Below are 23,063 nucleotides of genomic sequence, written 5' to 3'. Positions count from 1 at the left end.
TGTTCTAATACAATACAAGTACGACGCATGAAAGGCAATGTTTGAGACAGAAGGAGGCGGCACATGTACACAGTAGGCATTATTACGGCAAGTGATAAAGGTGCCAGAGGCGAACGGGAAGATAAAAGTGCAGAAGTGATTCGCGCGATGGTTGTCGAAGCGGGTTATCACGTGGCGGCTTATGAAATTGTGCCGGATGAAATGTCCGCACTAACTGATTGTATGATGAAGTTTGCAGATGAATTGGGTGTCAATTTAATTTTAACGACTGGCGGTACTGGCTTTAGCAAGCGTGATGTAACGCCTGAAGCAACACTTAAGGTTATTGAAAGGGAAGCGCGAGGCATTCCGGAGGCCATGCGTCAACTGAGTTTGAATATTACGCCAAAAGCAATGCTTTCAAGGGCTGTGGCGGGTATTCGCGGCAATACGCTGATCGTTAATTTGCCGGGAAGTCCAAAAGCAGTTCGGGAGCATCTTGGTTTTATTATAGGTCCAATCGAACACGGGCTGGAAATTCTCATGGGTGATGCCGCTGAGTGTGCAGAACCGATGAAGCAGAAGTAATGATGAAGCGAGCGCATATGTGAAGGAGACAGGGGTATGGAATTTTTTAAGACGTTGACACTGCCGCAAGTATTGGCACATTTAACTGATTCTGGGATAACAGCAGCTCACTTTGAAACGGTATCGCTTTTAGATGCACTTGGACGTATTGCAGCTTCTGATTGTCTTGCGCCAGAGGATATGCCGATGTTCGACCGCTCTACGGTTGACGGCTATGCGATCATTGGCCGAGAAAGCGCCGGAGCGTCAGAGGCAATCCCAGGATTTTTCCAGCTCGCTGGTGAAAGTCTGATGGGCGAAGCGATTGAGCAGCAACTGCAATCAGGGCAAGCGGTCTACGTGCCCACTGGCGGTATGCTGCCGCCTGGTGCGGATGCAATGGTTATGATTGAATTTACAGAAAAGATGGATCATGAAACACTGCTGGTTTATAAGCCATCGCCTCCGGGGGCGCATATTTCCTATCGCGGCGATGATGTGCGAAAAGGGGATATCGTCGTTGCCGCCGGACGTCGAATAGATTCCTATGATATCGGCATGCTGGCAGGTGCCGGCTATGATACTGTCTGCGTTTATCGAAAACCTAAGGTTGCCGTTATCTCAACAGGAGATGAGGTTAGACCGGTTGGAGAACCCATAACATTTGGGCAAATTTATGATGTCAATGGCTACACGATTTCTGCGCGTCTATTAGAGCTCGGCTGTGATGTGGTAGAAAAAGCACTGGTCAGTGACAATTATGAAATGCTTAGGGAAACGGTTGAAACCAGTCTGGCAAAAGCGGATATTGTCATTCTTTCCGGCGGCAGCTCCGTTGGTACACGCGATTTTACCGCACGTGTTATCGAATCGTTTGAAGGTGGTCGTCTCATCACACACGGTATTGCAATAAAGCCTGGGAAGCCGACGATTGTTGGCAAAATTGACGACAAGTTTATCATTGGTTTACCAGGGCATCCTGCATCGGCATTAATTATTTTTAACGCGGTGGTTAAGCCGCTCATTTATCAGCTGATGCCCCACGCGCCGACGCCATTTGTGATCGAGGCGCTGTTGTCGGAAAATGTACATGCATCCCCCGGAAAGGATACTTTTCAGATGGTTCAGCTCTACCGAGAAGGATCATCGTGGCACTGCAAGCCTATTTATGCGAAGTCCGGAATGATGTCATTGCTTGCAACGGCATCGGGGTACATTCACATGACCAATGAAAAAGAAGGATTATCGGCTGGAACGGCAGTCGATGTTTATCTGCTGCAAGAGGTGCGCCTATGAAACGCAATGTCTATATTTCAAATATACCAATTGAAGAAGCGCTAGCGGCGTATCGAAAAATGCTGTCGCCAACGCCGGAAATCGAAACAGTTCCCGTTAGAGAATCGCTTAACCGCGTAACCGCAGCAGCGATTAAAGCGGAGGTATCCTCGCCTAGCTACCACTGTGCAGCAATGGATGGGATAGCCGTTCGATCAGTTGATACTTTCGGCGCATCGGAGCGATTGCCAAAAAAATTGACACCCGCTCAATATGTTTATGTCAATACGGGCAATCCCATGCCTAAGACCTGTGATGCCGTCATCATGATTGAAGACGTCGTGGCGTTGTCAGAGGATTGTGTTCAAATTATTGAACCGGCGCATGAATGGCAACATGTTCGCGTCGTTGGTGAGGATATTGCACAAGGTGAGATGATTCTTACGTCACAGCATCGTATTAGACCGGTCGACTTGGGCGCGCTCATTAGCGCGGGTATCTCGGAAGTACCGGTATATGGTCGGCCGCGCGTCGGTATACTGCCAACGGGAAGCGAGATTGTTGAGCATGCTGATTCGATTCAGGAGGGTTTTATCATTGATTCGAATTCCAGTGTGATTGAAGGATTGACGATAGAACTTGGCGCGTTGCCAAAACGTTATGCGCCAGTGCCGGATGATTATGAATTGTTAAAGGCACAAATTATCAAAGCGCTGTCAGAAAACGACATATTACTTGTCAATGCGGGTTCTTCGGCAGGGACGAAGGACTTTACTTCAAAGATTATTGAAGAATTGGGTGAAGTGATGATCCATGGTATTGCACTGAAGCCCGGCAAACCGACCATACTCGGCAATGTAAACGGCAAAGGGGTCATCGGACTGCCGGGGTATCCGGTATCCGCGTACTTTGCATTCGAAACATTTGTGAAGCCAATGCTCGAAACCTATTTGGGTTTTTCAAATGTGCAGAAAACAGCACAAGCTGTTTTGACACAGCGCGTTGTTTCCTCGCTAAAACATGAGGAGCTCGTTCGCGTGACGCTTGGGAGTGTGAATGGCAAGATCATTGCAACGCCGCTTCATCGAGGTGCCGGTGCTACAATGAGTCTCGTCAAGGCAGACGGCATTGTACGCATTCCGCGTCACATTGAAGGGCTGGAATCGGGAACAGAAGTAACTGTAGATCTGATGAGGCCGCTTCAAGATGTAATGCCGCGGATTGTCGTGATCGGCAGCCATGATATTATTATAGATGATATTCAGGATAAGATGCCGCTTTCCTCAGCGCATGTCGGCAGCATGGGTGGGATTATGGCGTTAAAACGCGGTGAATGTCATTTAGCCCCTGTTCATTTGCTCGATGAGAAAACGGGTGAATACAATGTTGCCTTTCTACAGCGTTACTTTCCAGCAGATGAAGTTGTACTAATTGAAGGGGTCAAACGTTTACAGGGGCTCATTGTTAAAAAGGGCAACCCCAAAGCCATTGAACGTTTTGAAGATCTAACGCGTGATGACGTCGTCTTTGTCAATCGTCAAAGGGGGTCCGGAACACGTCAGCTTTTAGATTATCAGCTTCGGCAGAATCAAATTGATGCAGAAACCATTGCGGGTTATTCAAGGGAGCTGACAACGCATCTCGGCGTCGCAGTTGCAGTGGCATCAGAAGGGATTGATGTCGGACTCGGCGTTTACGCAGCGGCGAAGGCAATGAATCTGGACTTTATTCCCCTTGGGTTTGAATCATATGACTTTGCAGTAAAAAAGATTTTTTTAAATGATGAGCGTTGTAAACGTTTCATGAAAGTACTGGAATCAGCTGGATTCGCAAGTGCTGTTGAGGCGCTCGGCGGCTATGTACTGGAAAATCCAGGCAGCATTCGCTGGAACGGAGGTACGGCATGAAAGATCAATTCGGACGACAGGTGAAGTATTTAAGACTGTCGGTAACAGATCGATGCAATTTGAGATGTCAATATTGCATGCCTGCTTTTGGTATTGAAAAATTGCCGCACCAAGCGATTTTATCCATGGAGGCACTTGGTAAACTTGCAGATACATTTATCGACCTCGGCGTCGAAAAGATTAGATTAACAGGTGGCGAGCCATTGGTTCGAAAGGGTATTTTAAACCTCGTGGAGCATATTGGCGCCAATCCGAAAGTAACGGATTTTGCCATGACCACAAATGGCATCCTATTGTCGAAATATGCAGATGATTTAAAGGCAGCTGGTTTAAAACGCGTCAATATTAGCTTGGATACACTTGATTCAAAAAAATACGCAAAAATTACCAGAGGCGGGGATTTGGGTTTGGTATTAAACGGTATTGATGCGGCTAAACGCGTGGGTTTGACGCCGATCAAACTCAATGTTGTCCTCATTGGCGGCTTTAATGAAAACGAAATTGAACGCTTTGTGATGATGACGCGGGATGAAGCGATTGACGTGCGGTTTATTGAACTGATGCCCATAGGCGAAGTGGCAAACTGGAGTACCGCGCAATTTTTGCCGAATGATACTGTCTTAAAACGGGTGCCGGCTTTAGCGGCAGTTCCGGCAAGTGATCCCGCTTCACCGGCAAAGTATTATCAGCTGCCGAATGCAAAAGGCAGGGTCGGGTTGATTAGTCCCATTAGCTGTAAGTTCTGCGCCGACTGCAATCGCGTTCGTTTAACAGCAGAGGGCAAACTAAAATATTGTCTGCATGCAGATGAAGAAGTGGACCTTACGCCGTATCTTGAAGATGAAGCGGCACTTCGAGACGTCATCGCACATTATATTCTCGAAAAACCGGAGGCACATCAGATCGGCAGCTCTGAGTCTGTTAAGCGCAATATGTTCCAAGTAGGAGGTTGAAAATGTCAGAAGACAAGCATTTGACACATCTCAATGCTGATGGCTACGCACGCATGGTATCAGTAACCGATAAAGGCGATACACATCGCGTTGCCATTGCAGGCGGTTTTATTCGCATGCAGCCGGAGACGCTTGATGCAATTGGCCGAGGCGAGATGAAAAAAGGCGATGTGATTGGTGTTGCACAAGTTGCAGGCATTATGGGAGCCAAACGCACAAGTGATGTCATTCCAATGTGCCATCCGCTGATGCTCACTGGTGTTGATTTAGACTTTGCAATGCAGTCTGATGGTATTGAGATTATCGCGACGGTTAAAACAATTGGCAAAACGGGTGTTGAAATGGAAGCGCTGATGGCGGTATCCACAGCGGCATTGACGCTCTACGATATGTGTAAGGCCATTGACAAGGAAATGGTGATTGAACGCATTGAACTGCTGGCAAAACGCGGCGGCAAGAGTGGTGATTATACAAAGGAGGGGTACCGTGGCAAAGTTGTTGGGGAAAGTGAAGGGGATTAATATCAGCGAAAAAAAGGGCGTTGTTAAAAAACCGATCCCCGAGGGGCATTTCATTGCAGACTTTGGCCTGGAGGGTGATGCGCACGCTGGGAAATGGCATCGGCAGGTCAGCCTTTTGGCGCAAGAGAGCATTGATAAAATGACTGAGACGGGAATAAAGGGACTTTGCAGCGGTAAATTTGCTGAGAATATTACAACAGAAGGTGTTGCACTGCATTTATTACCTGTTGGCACGATGCTGCGCATTGGCGAGACCATTCAGGAAATTGCTCAAATAGGCAAAGAATGTCATGCGGGATGCGCTATTCGCGTTCAGGTAGGTCAATGCATTATGCCAAAAGAAGGGATCTTTACACGCGTTATATCCGGTGGCATGGTAAAAGTTGGAGATGCCATCATGCTGCTCGAAAAAGAAGAAGCGTAAAATGAATAATCTGACCATTTGCGCTGACTTTTATAAATGCTAAAAGGGGATGGTGAAGGACGATGAACCGCTATGATCGCAATCACGAAATGTTGACAGAGGCAGATCAGGCAGCCTTGAAGACAAAGCGAATTTGCGTTGTTGGGTGTGGCGGCTTGGGTGGTTATATTATTGAAATGCTTGCACGGATTGGCGTGGGTCACCTCACTGTGATTGACGGTGACTGCTTTGATGTAACCAACTTGAATCGTCAGCTCTTATCAGAAGAAGCAAATGTCGGCATGCAGAAAGTAGAGGCGGCTAAACGGCGCATTGAAGCGATCAACAGCGAAGTGTCCATTCAGACAGAAGCAGTCTTTTTAGAAGCGGCCAACGCAAAATCGCTGGTTAAGGGACATGATCTCGTCGTCGATGCACTGGATCGCATACCGGCGCGGTTGGCGCTTGGTGAAGCGTGTGCAGCATGTCAAGTGCCAATGGTACACGGTGCTATTGGCGGGTGGTTTGGACAAATAGCCGTTGTTTATCCCGGTGATGAAACGCTTTTAAAACTCTATGCCAACACGGCGTATCAAGGGGTTGAAGCGAAGCTGGGGAATCCTTCGTTCACGCCGGCGATTATTGCGGGGATTCAAGTTTCCGAGGCGATTAAATGTATCGTGGGAAAAGGTGAGCTATTACGAAATCAAGTCCTTTACGTAGATTTGCTGAATCACAGCTACGATTTGCTAATGCTGGATTAAAGTGGATAATATATTGTTGAACAATCACATAATATTGCTGGTATTTATTGGTGGATGCGCTTACAATAAACTTAGAAAAAGACGTGATGGAAAGGGTGGTTTGTATGGCGTATCTAGGTGTCATTGCAGCTTGTTTAACGACAATTTCATTTTTGCCGCAGGCGATTCAAGTAATAAGGACGAAAGACACGACAAGTATCTCGTTTATGATGTACTTAATGTTTACAACGGGTGTGTTTTTCTGGGCCGTTTACGGCATTTGGCTAAGAGACGTCTCGATTGCGGGAGCCAATGTCATTACCTTTGTTTTTGCCAGCGTTATCTTGTTTTATAAATATCGTGAAGTCAGGGGGAAATCAAAGTGATTGCCTAAAAAGCGATATTGTTTTTATTCAGAAATCCATTAACATGCGGATTGATGATGTTATTTTACTTAGCGGCAGCTGCGCTTTTGCAGGTGCCGTTTTTTGTATACACAAAGGGTATCCGTTGTCTTTATATTATGGTATAATCAGTATCAATTAAAAAGATAGAAAATTGAAACAATGATCAAAGTGTCAACAATTGTCATGGTGATGCGCCGTTATTTAAAGAGGCAGGCGCTCAGGAAGTATGTCATTATTTGGCGCTTGCAGGAACAGATGTTTCAAGCAAAGTAGAAGAAAGAATGGGGGGATTACGTTGAAAAAAGGAGGAATGGCCTTTCAAATTGTGCTGCTGGCGTTGACTGTTGCCTATTTCAAATTCTTTCCAGAATCACTTTGGCTGCCAAAAGTGATTATTTTTATGTTCGTGGGCATTATATGGATTATTATTCGCCATAAGATGGGCAATGGACACGTCGAAACGGCAAAAGAGGAAGCTGTGTCAGCTGAAGTGGCTCTTGAACAGCTGAACGGCGAAGCGCAAGTTGCTTCAAGCCAAGTGTCGGCGATCTCTGAGCAACTTTGTATAACACTTGATGAAAACAATGAATTTACAACGCACTTGTTCAATCAGACGCAATCTATGTCTAAAATTAATAATGATGTCTCCCAAAATATCAAGGAGATGGTTGGTCACGTCAATCAGATCAACGCGATGTTGAACGATGTCATGGGTATTACGCAGGACATGGAACAAAAGAGCGATGATTCATCAAAAATTATTTTTAGCAGTCTTACGGAAATTCTTGAAATTGTTAAAACGGTTAATGATATTCAAGAATCATCTATAGAGACCATCGCTTATGTTGGCAGACTCCATGAAGCGACTGAACAGATTATTTATATCTTGGATACCGTTGAAAGCATTTCTGAACAAACACAGCTCTTAGCCCTTAATGCGACAATTGAATCGGCTAGAGCTGGTGAAGCGGGGCGCGGGTTTGGCGTCGTAGCTGAGCAAATTCGCAAATTGTCGACAGATACGAATAATGCGGCGAAAGATATCAGTAAGCTTATCAATACGATTCAAGACGAAGTGAAGCGTGTGACCAGGCAGGTTGATGAAAACTCGACACGTGTCGAAAAAGGCGTTGCCATATCGTCTAAAGTCGAGCACAACTTGAAAAATATCAGTGCATCCTTTGAAGAAGTCAGCGGGTTGATCAACCGTGTCAGTGGGCTTTCAAAAGATCAGGTCGATAAGTCAGACGAGATCAAAGAGAAGATTGAACACGTTGAAGAAATGATGACACATGCCAATGAAAGCGTTGATGCCGTCTATCATTCAGTTGCCAAGCAGAAAGAGGGCATGGCGGAAATGGATGAAATGAGCAAGCGGTTGAATGATGCCTCAGAAAACCTTAAAAATGTTTTCTACGATCAGCAAAGTGATCAGGAAGTCATCATCAGTGATACAACGAAGCAGCTGATACAGAAAATAGAAAAGGCCATCTTTGGCGATCGTCGATTGGCGACCATGGAAGCAGGCGCACATGAAGGACTGCTGAAGGGGGTACTCAATCAATACAGTGAAGTGGAAGCAATATGGACCAATGACATCAAAGGTCGGTTTTTGCACTCAATACCACCTGCGGGCATTGTTAACGGCAGCGTGCGAGACTGGTTTAAACACAGCAGCAAAGGTGAAATTTACTATTCGCCCATGTATATATCCGCTATTACCAAACAACCATGTCAAACGGTATCATTTCCAATCAAAGACACAGATGGCAAAATTATTGGTGTTATTGGACTTGATTTAAAAGCATAGATGAGCAGTCCAATAAAACCGCTGTATCGTTGGATGTAAACGTCAATGTTTATAAGCTGTTGAAGGTATTCTTTCGCATGAAGTTAATTTTCTTATGAAAGAATACCTTTTTTATATTCAAACTACCTGTGTAAGTATTGAAATAGAAAGGATTTAAGAGCATTTTTATGAAAGGGTGATAAAAATAAATGATTATTTTTTAGAATAATAGGTATTAAATAAAATAACATCATTAATCATTTACCACATAAGAAATTAAAAAGATTACAGCGAAGACGTCTGCACCATTTGATGATTTGCGCATACATATCAAATAAACATATAGGTATGGAAACAAATACATCTGCAATCAGGAGGTACAGTGATGAAAAACATCAAAATGGGGCGAAAGTTAATTGTCATGGCTGTCTTAATTGGATTGCTCCCGTTAATCATAATGGCGAGCTTAAGTTTTATTTACGCACGTATTGAGCTAGAGACGGCAGTTGACAAGCAAACAACGATTTTTTCCAATCTCGCTATTCAAAAGCTTAACGATCACTTTGAATCGATTAAAGCCAATGCTGAGCTTGCATCTACAACAGAAAATGTGAGGAATATGTTGGTTGCAAGTGAAAATCCCCATGCGACAGAGGCGGATTTAAAATCAGCACAAGAAGCGATGACTACTTTTGTAGAATCAATGATTGATACGTTGGGCTATACGGAAGTCTTTATTACAGATGCCAAGGGAACGGTTGTCGTTGCCAATACAATGGCTGAAAGTTTAATGGACGCAGACCTTTCTTCGCGAGACTATCTTAAGAGTTCGCTTACTGGCACACCGCAGTGGTCGGAACTTTTCTATTCCGATGTCGTCAAAGAAAATGTTATGCTCTATAGCCAGCCGATTTATCAGTTAGATACCGGCGGCAAAATTGTTGGAACCATCAACATTGTGTTTGACCAAACGGCATTGAACAATATCGTTCAGTATGCAGTTGACGAAATTGGCGTTACGGGCAATGCTTATATTATTAATGCAGAAGGCATGCTCTTAACAGATATGACAATTGGTGAGTATCAATCTAATGCGGCGATGAATGCAACGATTGATACCGAAGCCGTACAGTTGTTAAAACAGGAAATTCTAAATGGCAATATTGCCTACCGTCACTCAGGACATTACAATGATATCGGCGAGAATCAGGTTTTGGGGACACTCTCTGTTGTTCAGTTCGGCAGACTGCACGGTGGTCTGATTATTGAAGTCAATGCCGATGAAGTCTTTGCTGGAACACAGCGGCTCATGATGACACAAGGTACACTGGCCGTAGTTGCCATTATCTTTGCATTGGTCATCAGTATCCTGATTTCCAGATCTATTACAAAACCGATTAACGAACTCGTAATCCACGCAGACGAAATTGCCAATTACAACATTGCCAATGATATTCCAGAAGCTTATACTAAACGCAAGGATGAAATTGGCGATATTGCAAGTGCACTGAACCAAGTGATTAAAAATCTTAAAACGCTGTTGTCTGAGATTCTCAAGACAGCTGAAATGGTAGCAGCTTCTTCGGAGCAGCTCACGGCAACGTCACAGCAGTCATCCTCTGCGGCGACGGAGGTAGCAGAGACGATTGAAGAAATTGCAAGAGGTGCATCTGATCAGGCGGCACAAACCATGCAGGGCACTGAGCAGCTGATTGTACTCGGTGAACATATTGAAACCAGTAAGCATGAAACATTGGTACTGGGCGATGCATCGGGAAAAACACAGACGCTTGTCAAGGAGGGATTGGCGCTCGTCGACGAACTCATAGAAACATCAGAATCCAATAGTGTTGCAACGGGAATTGCTTACGATGCCATTATTAAAACCAACGAGAGCTCAACGCGAATTAGTGAGGCGAGTCAGCTTATCGCTTCTATTGCAGATCAAACAAATCTGTTGGCGTTGAATGCAGCGATTGAAGCGGCAAGGGCTGGTGAACACGGACGAGGGTTTGCCGTTGTTGCTGATGAAATTAGAAAACTTGCCGAGCAGTCGGGACATTCGACACAGACTATTGACCAGATGGTTGCGCAACTTACGGTTGATGCTCAAACCGCTGTGACGAAGATGACGGAAATAAGAGATATTGTCAGTGCTCAAGTAGACAGCGTCAAGGCTTCTGAAACAAAATTCAATGAAATTGCAAGTGCAGCGGAGACATCGACGTCCATAGCGCTTAAACTCAACAGTATTAATGATGAGATGGCAGCTCGTAAAGATGTCGTTGCTGAAACGCTTGAAACACTGTCGGCGGTGGCTGAGGAGAATGCGGCTTCGACTGAAGAAGCTTCTGCTTCAATGCAGGAACAGACTTCATCAGTAGAGGAAATTGCAAATTCCAGCGAAGATCTTTCAAGACTGGCGCAGGATTTACAGTCACTAATACAAAAATTTAAAATTTAAGTCATTATTTTTACTTCAATAGTGTCTCAAATAACGACTAGGACAATGCCTGTGAATCGGCTGTCCTAGTCGTTTTTAACCGCAGTCAGAACTTATTTCACGATGCGGCTAGTCGACAGAGTGGAAACAGTTTGTTAACACGCTGTAAACGCGATATACACAACGATTGGACAGTGTTGCCGTGATACTGTTAACGTTGAAAACAGCAGGCTGATTTGGTATACTTAAGATATCTTTCAATATTGTAAGGTTTGAGGTGATTTAATGATACATAAGATTTTTCGAGCCTTAGAGAAGACTCAATCAGAGGCGCTGTTAAGCCATTTATTAGAGGCTGCGCCGCTAGGCGTCGTTATTTTGGATGATGCTTTTAATTACGTGTATGGCAATGAACAACTGAAGCAATTAATACATATAAGCGATGAACCGCACTCAGAAAAATTCGGCAATCTTTTTCAGTGCAGCGTTGTATCACAAACAGAGAGTGTGTGCGGTACGACGAGACAGTGTGATAACTGTAAAATTCGGAATACAATTTTAAGTGCCGGCCTCTTACAGCGCGTGGTCAGCAATATAAAAATTAAACATTCATTTTCATCGCAGGGAACAAATGTCATTAAGTGGTTTGATTTGTCAGTGCTGCCGGTTAATGTCGAAAGACATCAGTATTTTATTCTGATGATGAATGATCAGACGGATTCGATGCAGCGCCGTATTGAGAATGAACTATCTGGTATGGTAGGCAAGAAGATGGCTGGAGATGTCAAATTGCGCTTTAAAGAGCAAGTTGCCGCACTTATTAGAGGCCGTGATGATAAAGCTGGAGATGACGTTTATCTCGTTTCCATTGCCGTGGGCGAAGACTGGCAAAAATCAGAAGGACAGATTAGAGAAATGCTCCATAGCTTTTCGAATTTTGTTATTCAGCAGCTTGATCAGCAAATGGTGTTTACACATTATGCACCAGAACAGCTATTGCTGTTTTTCAACGACCATGACGAAGCTAGACTTGGTAGTTTTAACACGAGGCTGCGGCAGTTTTGTGATTTGAATTATGAGCACCAATGTCGTTTTAAGCATAAAATCTTAAAAATTGATGTTAAACCGGCGCGTATGAATCCCAATTTGATAAATGATATTTTAATGGATGAAGTTGATCGATGGATTGAATACATAGATGCGATGACTGGTGAAGGTGTCGGCCGATATATGCCATAACAATGCTATAGTGATAATACTAGGAAGGTTGCAGTAATGGATAAACGCATAAAAGAAATCGAAAGTGATTTGACGCAGTCACCAAAAGTTGTCGAACGTAATCCAATCCGATCCGTTATAATCTATTTTATCTTCGGTTTCTTATGGATTTTGTTTTCAGATCGCCTACTTGCCATGATGGTTCAAGATCCAGAACTCTATCAGGAGATTCAAACCTACAAGGGCTGGATTTATGTTGTGCTAACGTCGGTTTGTCTCTACTTCATCATCAAGCTTGATTATCGAAAAGTGCTTAAACTCAACGCAGATGTTTCAGATCGTAATCAGCAGTTGACGACTTATAATGAAGAACTCATTGCAATGGAAGAAGAACTGCATCAAAAGTTGACGACGCTCTATGAGACAACCGATGCTTTAACAGAACAAAAAAAGTATGTTGATGAAATATACAATAGCAGTAATGCGATTATCAGCGTTTGGAATCTCAGTGGTGAGATATTGGATGTCAATGATCAGTTTGTTGAGGTACTAGGGTATAAACTCGAAGACATTCGGGGACGAAACTGGATGGATTTTTTAATACCCGAATCTGCAGAACCCGTTGTTGTCGACATGATCGATCGGTTGAAGGTAGGCTATCGCGTTACGAATGTTGAAAATGAAGTACTGGCATCTGACGGCAGTGTTCTGATCGTGTTATGGAATAATGCTATTATTCAGAATCCAATGACGAATGAGACCAGTGTCGTTTCTTTTGGCATGGATATTACAAAGCAGCGCGAGAGTGAACGCGCACTGCAAAGCATGGCCTATATTGACGGCTTGACAGGCCTTCAAAACCGCGTTGTGTATGAGTCAAAACTTGAGCGGTATACACGTTCGAAAAAGCCATTTTATATCTATTATGTGGACGTTGACGACTTTAAAATGCTCAACGATATTCACGGTCATCATAAGGGCAATCTCTTTCTTAAGCAGTATGGTATGATGCTGACACAGCAGTTTAAAGACATGGAAGTATTCAGATGGTGTGAAGATGAATTTCTCATCATTGAACGCCGGAATGATGAAACAGATCGTGAAAAAACCGTTGAAGCGATTCGCAGGCTGACGCAGCGCGAATGGTTATTGGAAGATGTGGTCTATCAGCCAAGTATCAGTATTGGTACAACTGCCTTTCCTGAGGATGGCGAAGATGCGCAGGCGCTGTTAATGACGATTGATATGGCGCTATACAAGGCCAAATCGCTTGGGAAAGGTCTGAATGTAAATTATGAAGTAGCTTTACAATATGAGGTAGAACGTTTAATTACCATAGAAAATGCTATCGTCGAAGCGTTGAAGCGATCGGCTTTTAAACTCTATTACCAACCGATTTACGATATGAGGGCCGGTAAGGTGGTAACCGTTGAAGTACTGCTTAGATGGCAGGACAATCCACTCGAAATATCGACGCAGGATTTTATCAATGTCGCTGAACGGACAGGTCATATTTTAGAAATTGACGAATGGGTGATTGACAATGTCTTTCAGTTCGTCGCCAAAATGAAAACAAAAGTCTTGCCGTACACAGTAGCAATCAATTTATCGGTGCAAACTTTTAAATCTGAAAAGCTGATAGAATTCCTTGAAGACGAGGTGGCAAAATACGGTATAGAGCCTTCGCGAATCGCTTTCGAGATTACAGAGTACTCATTTATCGACGATTTTGATAAAGCAAAAACGGCTGTGATGCGTTTAAAACAAATGGGCTTTAGGATATCACTTGATGATTTCGGCACGCGCTTTTCGTCGCTGAACTATTTAGTAAAGATGCCTTTTGACCTATTAAAGATTGACAAATCGTATATTGATCAAATTGTTGATGAAACGGCACATGCCATCGTCGTTGAACACATTATTCAGATGAGTCGCGCGCTGGGGTTGAAGTCGGTGGCTGAAGGCATTGAAGACGAATGTCAGTACCAGCAGCTGTGCCGTATGGGTTGTGACTTTGGTCAGGGATTTCTCATGGCGAAGCCAGCGCCGATAGAAGAACTGATAAATCTTGAACCACAGCTTGATTATCGAAAAACGCCGATCGTATAACAGACCAAAATATTTTCTTACCTAATAGACGAGCACGCTGATTTCGGATACCATGAGGTTATACGAAAAGCGTGCTTTTGTTTTGCTGTCTTACAGTATTTGAAGTGCGATAGGGGCAGCGATTTACAAAATGCACTGAATAGGATAAAATCTCAGTACAAAGAAGAGGTGATAAAACTGAAGCGCAATAGTATAAAATTCAGAATTCCATTTTTGATTTCACTTTTTGCCCTGATGTGTGTCATGGTTACGGGCGTTATTTTTCTATTTATCTTTCGACTAAAGTTTGAAGAGAGCATTGCCCGTAAAAACCTCATTATTTCGGAAATGGTTTCCGATGAGTTGAGTCTTTACCTTGAAAATGCAACGGATACCGTCATTACATCTGCTAACTTTTCGACACAGAGTCATGGTGATTTAAATAAAATAAAAGAAGAAATCTTTAGAATTTATGATAATTTTGACTATTTTGATTTAATCTTTTTTATGAATCGCGATGCGCAGATGGTCTTTTCCAAACCTTCGAACGAAAATGTACAGGGACGCCTCTACACGGACAGAGATTATTATTGGGATATTTTCGGAGATGAAAAAACACATACACTCAGCAAACTGTTGGTAAGCAGTGTTTTAAATAAGCCGCACTTTATTATTGCGGCGCCGGTAAGTGATTCAAAGAGTGAAGTCACGGGACTGATTGGTGCTGGAATTCCACTTAGCAACATTGAAGATATCGTCAGTGGAGTTGATATGCAGTTTGACGGTAAAATATGGCTTTCCGACGGGTCGGGCAGTCTCTTTATTCATCCTGACTGCAAAATGACGGATTCGCTGATAAAAATTGATACATTGGGTATTGAACAAGTTAGCAACGGTATGACTATTGATGAAGTTCTTAAGCGTGGGATCAATGAAAATCTAAGATACGTTGCCAATGGACACAATTATTATGCGGCTGTGACTTTTGTTGAAGGCAGTGACTGGATGGTCGTTGTCGAGCAGGATGAAATTACGGTTAACCGTGAGATATATGATACATTAAAACAGATGATTCTCATTCAGATCATCGTAATTTTCTTTGCGTTGCTGCTGGGATTTGTCATTGCCAATTGGATAACTGCACCAATTGAACAGTTGGTGCAGTATGTTCGCGGTTTGCCAAGTGCACTTACCAAAAAAGAGCAGATTGCCGTGGCGCCGCTGGAAGATCCGAACAGCGAGATAGCGGAGCTCAGTCATGCATTTAGTGAAATGGGCAGCCAACTCAGTCAAAATATTGATGAACTCGAAAGTGCTATTTTAAGGGAAAACCGTATTCAACAGTACCTCAACAATATTTTGGCGAGTGTTCACAGCGGCATTATCGTTGCTGATTCCAAGCATGTGATTACGATGATGAACGATCAGGCAAAGAAAATTACAGGTATTCCTGAATTGGAAGTCGTTCGCAATGACTTTTTTGAATTGCTCAATATGCTGGAACTCGATATCGTTGCGGCAATTAAAAAGGTCATTGAATGTGATGCCGTGATCAATGATGTCGAGACGACATTAAAAGATCGTGCCGGTAATTTCCTCACCATTAGTTATTCCTGTTCACGTGTTACAGATCGAAATGGCAACAATATTGGGACCGTTTTACAGTTTAGAGACATTACGCGAATCAAGGCGATTGAAAATGAATTAAAAAAGGAAGACCGCATTCATACACTCGGTGAATTGTCTGCATCGATTATTCACGATATCGGTAATCCGCTGGCAGGGATGTCGACATTGATTGAACTTCTCAAAAAGCCGGAATTGTCTGGGGAATCGCAGGAAGATGTCTTAGCGCTTTTAAGTGAAGAAGTCAATGATCTCAATATTCTCGTCATTAATTTCTTGGATTTTGTCAGAAGCGGTGATGTCGAACGAAAGCCAAAGGATCTCGTGAAAACGGTCAAGAGCTGTATAGAGCTCTTTAAAGGCGAATTCTCTGAAGAGGCGTTGCAGTTGGTGAAAACACTGCCGGATGCACCAGTGGTTGTCAATATTGAATCGAGGAGCATTAAACAGGCGATTATCAATATTATCAAAAATGCCATTCAAGCAACGGAGGGAAGCGGTACCATTGAAATCGTCCTGTCAGTCCAGGAAAAGACAGTAACACTAGAAATTGGAGACGATGGCAAGGGCATGTCTGAAGAGACGAAGTCCAAACTCTTTCACCCGTTCTATACCACGAAAAAAGACGGTACAGGTCTCGGCCTGTTTATTGCCTACAATGCTTTAAAAGAGAATGGCTGTCAATTGACGGTAACGTCATCACTCGGCAATGGAACGCGTTTTAAAATTGTTTTTAAGAAGGAGTCTTTGTATTATGACCATAATGGTAGTAGATGACGAAAAGAGCATTCGCTTATCACTGACGATGGCCTTAAAGAGCTTATCAGTGGAAGTGCTTAGTGCCGAAAACGGTATGACGGCCATTCAAAATGTTCGAAATCAGACCATTGATTTGGTTATTTTGGATATTAATCTTCCGGATATTGACGGCATTGAAGTTTTGCGCCAAATCAAGCAGATTGACCGGGCTTGTACGGTTATTATGATGACGCATCTCAGTGAAGTTAAACTGGCTGTGGAAGCGATGAAACTGGGGGCATATGATTATTATACAAAACCGTTTTCCATTGAAGAAATGCTGTCTTCACTCAAACAGATGGACGCCTATCTCAAGGATCGGCAAAGACTGCAAAGTAATGCGGAAGCGGAAGCAATTATCGGCGAATCTCTGGCGATGGAACAAATAAAGACAAAAATTGAAAAAGTAACGCGGGTACAGTTTTTTACATGCGTTCTGATTACTGGTGAGAGCGGTACGGGTAAAGAACGCGTTGCAAAGCAAATTCATAGAAAATTTTCTGCTGACAGACCCTATATTGCCATTAACTGTGCTGCGATTCCAAAGCATTTGCAAGAGAGTGAGCTATTTGGGCATGAACAGGGGGCTTTTTCCGATGCAAAGCATACGCGAACGGGGCTCTTTGAACTTGCAAAAGATGGGATTTTGTTTTTAGATGAAATTGGCGATATGGATCTTGATTTGCAGGCAAAGTTGCTTCGCGTGCTACAGGAACGCGTCTTTAGACGCATTGGCGGCAACGTTGAGATTCCTTTTAATGCCCTTGTCGTGGCAGCGACTAATAAAAATCTATTGCAGGAAATTGAACGAGCGCGTTTTCGTAAGGACCTTTATTATCGTCTAAATATCATTCCTATCGAAATTCCGCCGCTTCGTGAACGTCGTGAGGATATTCCAAAACTCGTGCAGTACTTTGTTAGAAATTATAACGATTTGTTAGGGAAAAGTGTTGTATCCATTCCAGAGGAAATGATGCATCTCTTTGAACGTTACAACTGGCCGGGCAATATACGAGAACTGAAAAATATCATTGAACGACTGATGATCTTAAGCGATAGTGAAACCCTTTCGTTGGAAGAACTTCCTTATGAACTCATCAATGAAGAAGCGATTAGCAGTCGAAATGAGCTGTCGCATCTTGAGCAGGCGGAGCAGGAAGTGGTGCTGAGAGCACTCTCCAAACATCAGTGGAATATTACCAAAGCGGCTGAAGCGCTGGGGATATCGAGGCTGACATTGCGACGTAAAATTGATAAATACGGTATTGACAGTCGTCCGTAAGTGATAAAATCTTAAAATGTTTTTTAACGCATCCTTCAATGTCGAAATGTAATAATTGTTTATTTTCTATCTATAACATTGGTGATGACCTTTTGTTAAAGTGGTAAGAAAGTTACCGGATCGGTAACTTTCTTACCACTTTTTTTGCGAAACAGCGTCCTGAATCGTTGAAATGAAGGGATTTTCAATTTGGCATCACTTTTGCAAATATAGTATATTGCAAAGGTTTTAATAAAAGGTAAAGGAGGTTTTCAAATGGATTTATCACTAAGCGGTCTGAAAGTGCTCGATATGACAAGAGTTTTAGCTGGGCCGTACTGTACGATGGTTCTTGCAGACCTTGGGGCCGATGTCATCAAGATTGAAGCACCTGTCAAAGGGGATGATTCAAGACAATTTGGGCCTTATGTCAATGGTGAGAGTGCCTATTTCATGAGCATTAACCGAAATAAGCGCAGCATGACGCTCAATTTAAAAAGTCCATCCGGGAAAGCGTTATTTTTAGAACTTATTCAACAGTTCGACGTTGTCGTCGAAAACTTTAGACCCGGAACGATGGAAAAATTGGGGTTAGGTTATGATGTTCTGAAGGAGATCAATCCAAGCTTGATTTATGCGGCAAGTTCTGGCTTTGGTCATACGGGACCGTACAGTACAAGACCTGCGTATGACGGCGTTGTACAGGCAATGGGCGGCATTATGAGTATCACAGGTCAAGTTGGCGGCAAACCGACGCGCGTTGGACCGTCAATCGGCGATATTACGGCGGGACTCTTTACAGCCATTGGCGTGCTGGCAGCTGTTAATTACAGAAATGTCACCGGCAAAGGCCAAAAAGTAGATGTGGCAATGCTGGATTGCCAGGTGGCAATTTTAGAAAATGCGATGGCACGTTACTTTGCCACTGGTAAATCACCAAAACCCGCCGGCAATAAGCATGCTTCCATTGTGCCTTTTGAGCCATTTGACACAAGCGATGGCGAAATTATGGTGGCAGTCGGGAACGATGGTTTATGGAAAAAATTCTGTACAGAATTAGGTATTCAAGAACTCATTGAAGATGAAAGATTTATCACCAATCCAAAACGTCTTGAAAACTATGAGACGCTTCGGCCAATGATCGCGGAAAAAATGGCATCTGAGTCTACGGCAACGTGGTACAAACGGTTAACAGATGCGGGCGTTCCATGCGGTCCGATTAATAACATTGAAATGCTCACAAAGGACGAACAAGTGACTTCACGCGATATGATCGTAGAGATAGAACATAAGATCGCAGGCGTGACACACATACCAGGTGTTCCAATTAAGATGAGCGAAACACAAGGCGCCGTGCGTAAAGCAGCACCAATCCTCGGAGAAGACACTACAGAGATATTAAAATCGCTTCTCGGCAAAACGCAAGAGGAAATCGATGCACTGGTAGCAGAAGGAATCTTCTAATTTAGGAGGGGTATTATGGAAATTTACGGTTTAGGTATTGTTGCATTTTGTATGTACATTGGCTCATTTGCCGGCTACTTTATCGGTAAACTATTGGGTGTTTCCGGTAACGTGGGCGGCGTTGGCTTCGCCATGTTATTGTTGGTATTGCTCAGCAACTATTACGAGACAAAAAAAGGTGGTTGGTCTGAGCGTACTCAGAATGGAATTTTGTTGTTAAGTGCACTCTATATTCCTATTGTTGTGGCCATGGCCGGTATCCAAAACGTGGTTGCCGCATTTAGTGGCGGTGCCGTTGCTTTTTTAGCAGGCGGTATTGCGACGATTGGTTCAATGCTGCTGGTACCGTTAATCGGTAAACTCGACAAAGACGAGACAATAGAATAATAAAGGGGGGCATTTACATGATTGGTGAAATTATTACGACGCTGTTTTCAAAATTTCCTTTGGTCGGTGCCATTGGCGCCGTTGCAATTATCATGGCATTTTCTTACTGGTTTGCGAATCTCATTGGTCAAAAGCGTATGGGATCCGCTATCGCAATTGTAATATCATTAGCGCTGGCGTTTGTTGCCGGCAAAACGACAGGTGGTGCTAAGGGCATCTCCGATGTCACTTACTTTTCCGGGTTTGCACTTTTGGGAGGTTCGATGCTTAGAGATTACGCAATCGTCTCGACAGCATTTGGCGTTAAGCTCGAAAATCTTAAAAAAGCTGGATTACCTGGTGTTGTTTCATTGTTGATCGGCGTTGCATTCTCGTTCTTTGTAGGCGTTATCATTGCTGTAGCCCTTGGCTATAACAACGCGGTTGACGCAGCGACAATTGGTGCCGGAACAGTTACATTTATTGTTGGACCAGTTACTGGGACGGCACTTGGTGCCAGTTCAGAGGTGGTGGCGCTATCAATTGCCGCCGGGGTTGTCAAATCAGTTGTTACCATGATTATCACCCCACTTATTGCAAAGTCGATTAAACTTGATAATCCGACGACTGCAATGGTATACGGCGGGTTAATTGGTACAACCAGCGGCGTAGCCGGCGGTCTTGCGGCAACTGATTCAAAGCTCGTACCTTATGGTGCAATGACGGCGACATTTTACACGGGATTGGGCAGCTTGATTTGCCCGTCGATTGGCTATATGATTGTTAAAATGTTTTTATAATGCATAAAGGAACCGGGGCGAGGATTGACATTAGCCAATCTTTGCCTCGGCATTTGTGCAAAAAGACAATGTTTAAAATAGCGGGATTGTAAATCTCGCTATTGCATTGAAGATTTAATGAACAATGCGGAGGAAGAAAAATTGAGTGAAAAAATGAAAGAACTTGAAAGTCGTAAGGCGAAAGTGCTGGCAGGCGGCGGTGAAAAAGCCATTGCCAAGCAGCATGCGAAGGGGAAACTGAGTTCACGTGAACGGTTGTCCCTGCTTTTTGATGCAGGGACATTTGTCGAGCTGGATGCCTATGTGAAGCATCGCTGTACCAACTTTGGCATGGAGAAAGTAGAAGGTGCCGGCGAAGGCGTCGTCACAGGCTACGGAAAAGTAGACGGCAGATTGGTTTATGCTTACTCCCAGGATTTTACGGTGATCGGTGGATCGCTGGGCGAAATGCACGCGGCCAAAATCTGCAAGGTGTTGGATAATGCGCTAAAGGTCGGTGCACCGGTAGTGGGCATTAACGATTCTGGTGGTGCCAGAATTCAGGAAGGTATCGATGCGCTGAAAGGGTATGGTGATATCTTTTACCGCAATACCATTGGTTCAGGTGTTATTCCTCAAATTACGGCGATTATGGGGCCTTGTGCCGGCGGTGCAGTGTATTCACCTGCGCTGACAGATTTCATCTTTATGGTGGATCAAACCTCGCAAATGTTTATCACAGGACCGCAGGTCATTAAAACCGTAACAGGTGAAGAGGTGACCGCAGAAGCACTTGGCGGCGCCATGACGCATAACAGCGTCAGCGGTGTGGCGCAGTTTATTGCCGCTGACGATGAAGCGTGTATCGCTGAAATCAGAAGGCTGTTAAGCTTCCTGCCATCCAATAACATGGAGACGGCGCCCGAATACGCTTCAGCGCAAGATGTCAACGAGACGGCGCCATGGTTGAATGAAATGATGCCGGATAATCCTAACAAACCATACGATATGTATGACATCATTCGAACCATTGTGGACGATGGAGATTATTATGAATACATGTCGCATTTTGGCAAGAATATTGTCACATGTTTTGCAAGAATAGACGGTAAAACAGTGGGAATCATCGCCAACCAACCTAAGTATTTGGCAGGCTGTTTGGATATTAGTGCTTCAGACAAGGCGGCACGTTTTATCAGAACGTGTGATGCGTTTAATATTCCGATCTTAACCATTGTGGATACACCGGGATTTTTACCGGGCACGCAGCAAGAATACGGCGGCATTATTCGCCATGGTGCGAAGATGCTCTATGCGTATTCAGAGGCAACGGTGCCAATGGTAACGCTGATCGTTCGCAAGGCTTACGGCGGTGCGTATATTGCAATGGGTTCCCGACACCTCGGTGCAGATATCCTACTGGCGTGGCCGACGGCAGAAATTGCCGTTATGGGGCCGCAGGGTGCAGCGAATATTGTTTTTAGAAATGAAATTAAAGAATCCGATGATCCAAAAGCGACGCGTGAGCGCGTCATTAAAGCATACACAGACGAATTTGCAACACCATACAAAGCGGCAGAACGCGGCTTCGTAGACGATGTCATCGAACCTGCGGCAACGAGACCGAGACTGGCGGACGCCTTTGACATGTTAGCATCGAAAAGGGAAGCGAGACCAGCGAAGAAACACGGCAACATACCGCTGTAAAAGAAATTGAGGTGAAGAAATGCAATTACTGGAAAACTTTAAGCATGCGGACACCTTTGTTCAGATGACACTCGGCGAGCGCCTAGCTGCGACCATGTACGTCATTCTCCTTGGGATGGGTATAACCTTTACTGCCCTTGTGCTCATCTGGGCGATGACAGCACTACTCTCAAAGGTTGTTCAAAGCATTGAGAAAAAGTCACAGCCAGCCGTCATGCCTGCACCAAAAGCAGCCGCTTCAACACCTGCACCGGCAGTTGTTGAAACAGCCGAAGAAGATCCGGGTGAACTCATCGCCGTCATCAGTGCGGCGATTGCGGCGAGCATGCAGACATCCATGCACAACATTGTGGTAACGAGTATTCGCAGAACGGGTGACGGTACACCGGTTTGGGGACAAAAGGGACGCAGCGACATTATGCAATCGCGTCTGTAAACAGCATTATGTGCTAAAGGGAATGATGCGGCATTGAAGCGTTTCGTATCAATGAGTGTACCATTCGCTCAGGCGATTCGGCACATGTAAAATAATGGAGGAAAGAATCACATGAAAAAGTATAATATAACGGTCAATGGCGTAAGCTATGAAGTAGAAGTAGAGGAAATGGGATCAGTACAAAGCGCGCCAAGAGCGGCGGCGCCGGCAGAAAAAGCAGCACCAGCGCCAAAAGCGGCACCGGCAGCAAAAGCAGCGCCAGCACCAAAAGCGGCACCAGCAGCAGCGCCGTCAGCAGGCGAAGAAGGCGTATCGGCACCAATGCCCGGTACG

Annotated in this window: 19 protein-coding genes and 1 pseudogene; all 20 read left to right on the top strand. The window is 44.1% G+C overall.

Annotated elements, in window-relative coordinates; all coding sequences use genetic code 11:
• Nucleotides 1-63 precede the first annotated feature (63 nt).
• Nucleotides 64-567 (top strand): MogA/MoaB family molybdenum cofactor biosynthesis protein, encoded by a 504-nt coding sequence (locus tag KHM83_RS04300; protein ID WP_213235683.1) that lies wholly within the window; start codon nucleotides 64-66, stop codon nucleotides 565-567.
• Between the two features lie 36 nt (nucleotides 568-603).
• Nucleotides 604-1,842 carry a molybdopterin molybdotransferase MoeA gene (locus KHM83_RS04295; RefSeq protein WP_213235682.1) on the top strand — a complete coding sequence of 413 codons (1,239 nt, stop codon included), beginning with the start codon at nucleotides 604-606 and terminating at the stop codon, nucleotides 1,840-1,842.
• Nucleotides 1,839-3,728 carry a molybdopterin biosynthesis protein gene (locus KHM83_RS04290; protein ID WP_213235681.1) on the top strand — a complete coding sequence of 630 codons (1,890 nt, stop codon included), beginning with the start codon at nucleotides 1,839-1,841 and terminating at the stop codon, nucleotides 3,726-3,728. The genes KHM83_RS04295 and KHM83_RS04290 overlap by 4 nt, the downstream gene beginning before the upstream one ends.
• The gene (gene moaA / locus KHM83_RS04285) at nucleotides 3,725-4,681 is read left to right on the top strand and encodes a GTP 3',8-cyclase MoaA (RefSeq protein ID WP_213235680.1); all 957 of its coding nucleotides are present in this window, start codon (nucleotides 3,725-3,727) and stop codon (nucleotides 4,679-4,681) included. The genes KHM83_RS04290 and moaA overlap by 4 nt, the downstream gene beginning before the upstream one ends.
• A gap of 2 nt (nucleotides 4,682-4,683) precedes the next feature.
• Complete coding sequence (gene moaC, locus KHM83_RS04280; RefSeq protein ID WP_213235679.1) at nucleotides 4,684-5,202, top strand: cyclic pyranopterin monophosphate synthase MoaC; 519 nt, start codon at nucleotides 4,684-4,686, stop codon at nucleotides 5,200-5,202.
• Nucleotides 5,180-5,626, top strand: coding sequence for an MOSC domain-containing protein (locus KHM83_RS04275; protein ID WP_213235800.1), 447 nt, complete (start codon nucleotides 5,180-5,182; stop codon nucleotides 5,624-5,626). The genes moaC and KHM83_RS04275 overlap by 23 nt, the downstream gene beginning before the upstream one ends.
• A gap of 62 nt (nucleotides 5,627-5,688) precedes the next feature.
• A complete protein-coding gene (locus tag KHM83_RS04270; RefSeq protein ID WP_213235678.1) occupies nucleotides 5,689-6,369 on the top strand; it encodes a HesA/MoeB/ThiF family protein in 681 nt (226 codons plus the stop codon).
• A gap of 104 nt (nucleotides 6,370-6,473) precedes the next feature.
• A complete protein-coding gene (locus tag KHM83_RS04265; RefSeq protein ID WP_213235677.1) occupies nucleotides 6,474-6,734 on the top strand; it encodes a SemiSWEET transporter in 261 nt (86 codons plus the stop codon).
• Nucleotides 6,735-7,050: 316 nt separating this feature from the next.
• Nucleotides 7,051-8,565 (top strand): methyl-accepting chemotaxis protein, encoded by a 1,515-nt coding sequence (locus KHM83_RS04260; RefSeq protein ID WP_213235676.1) that lies wholly within the window; start codon nucleotides 7,051-7,053, stop codon nucleotides 8,563-8,565.
• A gap of 364 nt (nucleotides 8,566-8,929) precedes the next feature.
• The gene (locus KHM83_RS04255; RefSeq protein WP_213235675.1) at nucleotides 8,930-11,008 is read left to right on the top strand and encodes a methyl-accepting chemotaxis protein; all 2,079 of its coding nucleotides are present in this window, start codon (nucleotides 8,930-8,932) and stop codon (nucleotides 11,006-11,008) included.
• 264 nt (nucleotides 11,009-11,272) lie between these two features.
• Nucleotides 11,273-12,226, top strand: a complete 954-nt coding sequence (locus tag KHM83_RS04250) for a hypothetical protein (RefSeq protein ID WP_213235674.1) — start codon at nucleotides 11,273-11,275, stop codon at nucleotides 12,224-12,226.
• A gap of 36 nt (nucleotides 12,227-12,262) precedes the next feature.
• Nucleotides 12,263-14,314 (top strand): putative bifunctional diguanylate cyclase/phosphodiesterase, encoded by a 2,052-nt coding sequence (locus tag KHM83_RS04245; RefSeq protein WP_213235673.1) that lies wholly within the window; start codon nucleotides 12,263-12,265, stop codon nucleotides 14,312-14,314.
• Nucleotides 14,315-14,557: 243 nt separating this feature from the next.
• On the top strand, nucleotides 14,558-16,696 hold the full coding sequence (locus KHM83_RS04240; protein ID WP_213235672.1) for a PAS domain-containing sensor histidine kinase: 2,139 nt from the start codon (nucleotides 14,558-14,560) through the stop codon (nucleotides 16,694-16,696).
• The gene (locus tag KHM83_RS04235; RefSeq protein WP_213235671.1) at nucleotides 16,674-17,999 is read left to right on the top strand and encodes a sigma-54-dependent transcriptional regulator; all 1,326 of its coding nucleotides are present in this window, start codon (nucleotides 16,674-16,676) and stop codon (nucleotides 17,997-17,999) included. Before KHM83_RS04240 ends, KHM83_RS04235 begins: the two co-directional genes overlap by 23 nt.
• A 255-nt stretch (nucleotides 18,000-18,254) precedes the next feature.
• Entirely contained in the window at nucleotides 18,255-19,442 is a 1,188-nt protein-coding gene (locus tag KHM83_RS04230) for a CaiB/BaiF CoA transferase family protein (RefSeq protein ID WP_213235670.1), read from the top strand.
• 15 nt (nucleotides 19,443-19,457) lie between these two features.
• Entirely contained in the window at nucleotides 19,458-19,829 is a 372-nt protein-coding gene (gene madL, locus KHM83_RS04225) for a malonate transporter subunit MadL (RefSeq protein ID WP_213235669.1), read from the top strand.
• A gap of 17 nt (nucleotides 19,830-19,846) precedes the next feature.
• On the top strand, nucleotides 19,847-20,608 hold the full coding sequence (gene madM, locus KHM83_RS04220; RefSeq protein WP_246542860.1) for a malonate transporter subunit MadM: 762 nt from the start codon (nucleotides 19,847-19,849) through the stop codon (nucleotides 20,606-20,608).
• 153 nt (nucleotides 20,609-20,761) lie between these two features.
• Nucleotides 20,762-22,294, top strand: a complete 1,533-nt coding sequence (locus KHM83_RS04215) for an acyl-CoA carboxylase subunit beta (protein ID WP_425513864.1) — start codon at nucleotides 20,762-20,764, stop codon at nucleotides 22,292-22,294.
• A 19-nt stretch (nucleotides 22,295-22,313) separates the two neighbouring features.
• Nucleotides 22,314-22,730 (top strand): OadG family protein, encoded by a 417-nt coding sequence (locus KHM83_RS04210; protein ID WP_213235667.1) that lies wholly within the window; start codon nucleotides 22,314-22,316, stop codon nucleotides 22,728-22,730.
• A 111-nt stretch (nucleotides 22,731-22,841) separates the two neighbouring features.
• A pseudogene (locus tag KHM83_RS04205) lies at nucleotides 22,842-23,063 on the top strand (acetyl-CoA carboxylase biotin carboxyl carrier protein subunit); the annotation flags it as partial.

It is taken from the genome of Fusibacter paucivorans (assembly GCF_018390735.1).
Taxonomy (GTDB): Bacteria; Bacillota; Clostridia; order Peptostreptococcales; family Acidaminobacteraceae; genus Fusibacter; species Fusibacter paucivorans.
This window is presented reverse-complemented; position numbering and strand designations above follow the sequence as displayed.